Source organism: Streptomyces sp. NPDC006265 (genome assembly GCF_040613555.1).
GTDB lineage: Bacteria > Actinomycetota > Actinomycetes > Streptomycetales > Streptomycetaceae > Streptomyces.
Map to the genome: position 1 here is coordinate 1 of NZ_JBEXSH010000687.1, position 5,052 is coordinate 5,052.

General features: G+C 70.7%; 6 protein-coding genes. 3 read left to right on the forward strand and 3 right to left on the reverse strand.

The window, feature by feature from the left end; translation table 11 throughout:
- Nucleotides 1-115 precede the first annotated feature (115 nt).
- The 3 genes from ABZ281_RS37470 to ABZ281_RS37480 all read left to right on the forward strand — a co-directional run bounded on the left by ABZ281_RS37470 (nt 116) and on the right by ABZ281_RS37480 (nt 3,019).
- Nucleotides 116-880, forward strand: coding sequence for a MerR family transcriptional regulator (locus tag ABZ281_RS37470; protein WP_356662503.1), 765 nt, complete (start codon nt 116-118; stop codon nt 878-880).
- 147 nt (nt 881-1,027) lie between these two features.
- Nucleotides 1,028-1,477, forward strand: a complete 450-nt coding sequence (locus ABZ281_RS37475) for a nucleoside deaminase (RefSeq protein WP_356662504.1) — start codon at nt 1,028-1,030, stop codon at nt 1,475-1,477.
- 144 nt (nt 1,478-1,621) lie between these two features.
- Nucleotides 1,622-3,019, forward strand: coding sequence for a condensation domain-containing protein (locus ABZ281_RS37480; protein WP_356662505.1), 1,398 nt, complete (start codon nt 1,622-1,624; stop codon nt 3,017-3,019).
- Nucleotides 3,020-3,100: 81 nt separating this feature from the next.
- On the opposite strand, the gene ABZ281_RS37485 is transcribed toward ABZ281_RS37480, so the two are convergent.
- From ABZ281_RS37485 to ABZ281_RS37495, 3 genes are all read right to left on the reverse strand, one after another.
- Complete coding sequence (locus tag ABZ281_RS37485; RefSeq protein ID WP_356662506.1) at nt 3,101-3,490, reverse strand: IPT/TIG domain-containing protein; 390 nt, start codon at nt 3,488-3,490, stop codon at nt 3,101-3,103.
- Between the two features lie 264 nt (nt 3,491-3,754).
- On the reverse strand, nt 3,755-4,837 hold the full coding sequence (ccsB, locus tag ABZ281_RS37490) for a c-type cytochrome biogenesis protein CcsB (RefSeq protein WP_356662507.1): 1,083 nt from the start codon (nt 4,835-4,837) through the stop codon (nt 3,755-3,757).
- On the reverse strand, nt 4,834-5,052 hold a 219-nt coding region (locus ABZ281_RS37495), incomplete at its 5' end, for a hypothetical protein (protein WP_356662508.1). The genes ABZ281_RS37495 and ccsB, both read right to left, overlap by 4 nt.

The following is a 5,052-nucleotide window of genomic DNA, read 5'->3' on the forward strand; positions in this document are numbered from 1 at the left end:
GGCGTGCGCCGGTGACGCGGATACAGTCGTCCATTCCTTCAAGTCTTCCATTGAAGTGCGGTGTTGAGACTTGAGAGGGCCCTGCGGCCTGGTTCCTGCCGTAACCTTCAAATCGATGACGAACGACCGCCGCCTCCGCCCCGTCGACCTGGCCCGGCTGGCCGGGATCTCGACGCAGCAGATCCGCAACTACGAGGACGCCGGGGTGCTCCCGCCGGCTGCGCGAACCTCGTCCGGATACCGCGTCTTCGGGGAGGTGCACCGCAGCGCGCTGCTGGCGTACCGGACGCTGATGCGGGGATACGGGCCGGTGACGGCGACGGCGATCACGCGGGCCCTGCACCAGGGGGACGTCCCGGGCGCGCTCGCCCTGGTCGACGCCGCGCACGCCGCCCTGCACGAGGAGCGGGTCTCCCTGCGGGCCGCGAGCGAGGCCCTGGAACTGCTGGCGGCGAAGCCGCCCGCCCCCCTGCCTCGCTCGGGCGGCCTGCGCATCGGGGAGGTGGCGGTGCTGCTGGGCGTACGGACGTCGGCGCTGCGCGTGTGGGAGGGGGCCGGGCTGCTCACACCGGGACGCGAGCGCGGCACGCGATACCGGGTCTACGAGCCGGCCGATGTGCGCGACGCCCGGCTCGTGCACACCCTGCGCCGCAGCCACTATCTGTTCGACCAGATCAGGCCGGTGCTGGAGGGGCTGCGTCGGGAGGGCGGCAGTGCGGCGCTGCGGGCGGCCGTCGCTGCCCGCGGTCAGGCACTGACGGCCCGCACCAGGGTCATGATCGAGGGGGCGGGCGCCCTGCACTCCTACCTCGACCGGTTCACCGCAGCCGGGACGACGACAGGATCGACAGCGGACGAGCCGGGGCCATCAGCAAGGTGATGACGGCCGGCGCGGCCGGCGGACGGCTCGGTGCCGCCGGTGATCCGGTCGGCGACGGCCGAGAGGCGCCCGGCAACTCGTCCGCCGCACGCACGACGATGACCGGGGCCAGGTTACGAAGCGGCTCCGGCAGGTCATGGATGGGCCATGGACCAGGCACAAGCCCGCGCGTGGCTCGCCACCGCCCTGGAGGAGGCCCGCACCGGCCTCGCCGAGGGCGGTGTCCCCATCGGCGCCGCGCTGTACGGCCCCGGCGGGACTCTCCTCGGCCGCGGACACAATCGCCGTGTCCAGGACGACGACCCCGCGATGCACGCGGAGACAGCGGCCTTCCGGGCGGCGGGACGGCAGCGGTCGTACCGGGGCACGACGATGGTGACCACCTTGTCGCCGTGCTGGTACTGCTGCGGACTGGTCCGGCAGTTCGGCATCTCCCGGGTGGTGATCGGCGAGGCGACCACCTTCCAGGGCGGGCAGGACTGGCTGGCCCGACACGGCGTGGAGATCGTCCTGCTGGACGACCCCGAGAGCATCGAGCTGATGCGCGCCTTCGTCACCGAGCATCCGGAACTGTGGAGCGAGGACATCGGCGGCTGACACGGATGTCCCCCACCGCCTTGCGGACTGCTCGCCCCGCGGGATGGCATCCGTTCCACTGAAAAGTCACGCCTTCCGGTGTGGGTCGTACGTCCCCACGGCAACTGATGGTCTGAACATCCCATCGGCGAACGGAGACGTCTCGTGCGCATGACGGACATCCAGCACTGTGAGCTCCGGCCAGGACGACTCGTGGAGTGGACGCTCGATCCGGCCGCCGCCGCGACGGTGCAGGGCCTCCCGGAGGACTCCCGGCCTCCTGCCTATATCCAGGAGTCGCACATCAGGGCCTCCCGGTCCGTGCGTGAGGACGGACTGTTCGTACCGACCTGGATCGGCGTGAGTTTCGACCTCCCCGGCCGCACGGACCTGGACGTCCTCCAGGACGCTCTGCACGCCTGGACACTGCGGCACGAGACGCTGCGCAGCGGCTTCACCTGGTCCGGGCCGCCCGATGACGAGATGGTCCGGTTCACGCTCGACAGCGAGAGCGTGCGCCTGCAGCGGGAGGAGATCGGCGAGTTCACGGACGAGACGACGCTGGGCCTGCATCTCCAGAACCGGTTCGACACCGTGGCGGACGCACTCCGCTGGCCCAACTTCATCTACGCGGCCGTCGTCCGGGACGACAGCACCAGCGTGTACATGGCCTTCGACCACAGCAACGTCGACGCCTACTCGCTCCAGAACATCCCAGCCGCCCTCCATGAACTCTGTGCGGCGGCCGCGGCGGGCCGCTCCCCGGAGGAGCACCCCGCCGCCAGCTACGTCGACTTCTGCCAAACCGAACGGGCGGACGCGGACAAGATCGACGACGGCCATGACACAGTGGCCCGCTGGCGGGAGTTCATCAAGAACTGCGACGGGCAGCTGCCGAACTTCCCCGTCGATCTCGGCCTGGACCCCGACGGGGGACTGCCCCGGCAGAAGGTGCTGTGCGGGCCGCTGGTGGACGCCGACGACGCCGCCGCGTTCGAGGCGCACTGCCGACCCTACGGCGGCAGTCTGGTCGGCGTGCTGGCGGCCACCGCGCTCATCGTGCATGAGATCGGCGGGGAGCCCGTCTTCCGCAGCGTCGTACCGTTCCACACCCGGGCGACGTCCCGGTGGTCGGACTCCGTGGGCTGGTACGTCGGCGGGGCACCGGTCGAGATCCAGCTGGCGGAGGTCCATGACTTCCAGGGAGCTCTGGAGAACGCACGCACCGCGCTGCGCGCCAACCGGCGGCTGGCCCGCACGCCCCTCGAGCGGGTACTGCGACTGCTCGGAACGGACTTCCGTCCCACGTCTCCCGACCTGTATTCCCTGGTGTCCTTCCTCGACGCCCGCGACGTGCCCGGCTCCGAGCGGTGGGCCGAGCTGAAGGCCTACGGACTGGTCAGGGTGTCGTACGGCGACCGGGTCTGCGTCTGGGTGAACAGACTCCATGAGGGCCTGTGGTTCGCATGCCGCTATCCGGACACCGACATCGCGCACAAGAACCTGTCCCTGTACGCGACCCGGCTGCGGGAGGTGATCACCGGCGTCGCGCGGCAGGGCTGATACGGGCGGCGGCCGGCTTGCCAGGCCCTCATGGCCGCCGGACGGCAGGAGCCCGTTGCGGGCGCATCTCGCTTGACGGGGTCAGATGGCCGGGGCGTCGATCCGCGTGTAGGGCAGGCCGTTGCTGGTGTCGGCGGGGGTGGTGGCCGTGACGGCGACCGGTCCGGCGGGGCCTGCGGGGGCGACGGCGGTGATCTGTGTGGGGGAGGCCACCGTGAAGGACACGGGGGTGGTTCCGAAGTGCACGCCGGTGGTCGTCGTGAGGTTGCTGCCGGTCAGGGTGATGACGGTCCCGGCGTGTGTCGGTCCCTGCGCAGGAGCGAGGGAGGCGAGAGTGGGCGCTGACAGGTAGATGTAGCTGAGGGGGTTGCTGGTGCCGCCGGAGGTGGTCACGGTGACCGCGGCGGCGCCGGCCGCGTGGGCGGGGCTCACCGCGGTGATCTGCGTGCTGCTGTTGACCCGGGTGCACACGCCAGGTCGGCTGAGTGAACCCTGGTGGTGGAACCTCAGGCGCGCGCCACCCTGCAGTGTGCAGCGGGAACGCGCTCCACGTCCCGGACCGCCGTCGCCCCTTCCCTGCACCGCCGGATCACACCATCGAGCTTGGCCCTGAAACCCCGTCCGGGACGGAACGCCCTCCTTGCCGGCCCGGCCTGGTCTCCGGCCGGAAAGGGAAGGCCGTAGCGGTTCGAGCGGCAGGCGAGCTCTCCCCGCCCTGCCCTCGCACCCGGAGTGCTACACGCCGGCGTAGGAGTGCTTGCCCGAAACGAAGATGTTCACGCCGTAGTAGTTGAACAGCCAGCAGCCGAAGGCGATGAGGGCCAGGTAGGCGGCCTTGCGGCCCTTCCAGCCGGCGGTGGCGCGGGCGTGCAGGTAGCAGGCGTAGGCGACCCAGGTGATGAAGGACCAGGTCTCCTTCGGGTCCCAGCCCCAGTAGCGGCCCCAGGCGTCGCCGGCCCAGATGGCGCCCGCGATGATCGTGAACGTCCACAGCGGGAAGACGGCCGCGTTGACGCGGTAGGAGAACTTGTCGAGGGAGGCGGAGGAGGGCAGCCGCTCCAGGACGGAGGTCGCGAAGGTGCCGGGCGTGCCGCCGCTCGCGAGCTTGCTCTCGTAGGAGTCCTTGAAGAGGTACAGGATCGTGGCGACCGCGCCCACGTAGAAGACCGCGCCGCAGAAGATCGCCGTCGAGACGTGGATGTACAGCCAGTACGAGTGCAGGGCCGGGACCAGCTGGTCGCTGGCGGTGTACAGGACCGTGACCGCCAGGCCCAGGTCGAGCAGGACCGAGGTGATCAGGAACAGGCCGAGCCAGCGCACGTTCTTCTTCAGGGCCAGCAGCCCGAGGTACACGCCGACCGCGACCGTGGAGAAGGTGATGTTGAACTCGTACATGTTGCCCCACGGGGCCCGCTCCACCGACAGGGCGCGGGTGAGGACACCGCCGAACTCGATCAGGAAGGCGAGCACCGTGAGGGAGATGGCGATCCGGCCGTACAGGTCGCCCTGCTCGTCTCCGCCGTGCGCCCCGGGACCGTCCGGCACGTCGCGCTGACCGGCCACGGCCCGCACGGTGACCTTCGGGCGCTCCAGCACGGCGGTGCCGCCGGCCTGGTTCACGGTGACGGCCGGGGCCGCCTTCTCGGCGTCCGCCTTGGTGGTGAGCGCGGCGGCGGTCCGGGCGACCTTGCTGCGGCTGCCGAAGAGCCATTCGGCGATGTACGCGAAGAAGGCCAGGGTGTAGACGGCCATCGCGGAGTAGATCAGCACATTGCTGATGCTCGCGAGGTTTTCGTTGGTGGCGGCGGCGAGAGTCACTTCTCAGCCCCTTCGGCAGGTACGGGGGGTTCGGTACCCGGCTCCTGGTCGGGGTCGGGGTCGGGGTCGGGGGAATCTGTGGGGTCGTCGGAACCGGGAGCGCCCGGTGCCTGCTCGTAGAGGTCGCCGGCGAGGTGCCCCAGTTCCTCGGGGACCTTGGCCGGATCCGGGCCGTGCTGCGGCGCGGCGAGCGGGAGTCGAACGACGCGGCGAGC

Coding starts and splice junctions, on each gene's coding strand:
- ABZ281_RS37470 (WP_356662503.1), top strand. CDS start 116: ATGACGAACGACCGCCGCCTCCGCCCCGTCGACCTGGCCCGGCTGGCC.
- ABZ281_RS37475 (WP_356662504.1), top strand. CDS start 1,028: ATGGACCAGGCACAAGCCCGCGCGTGGCTCGCCACCGCCCTGGAGGAG.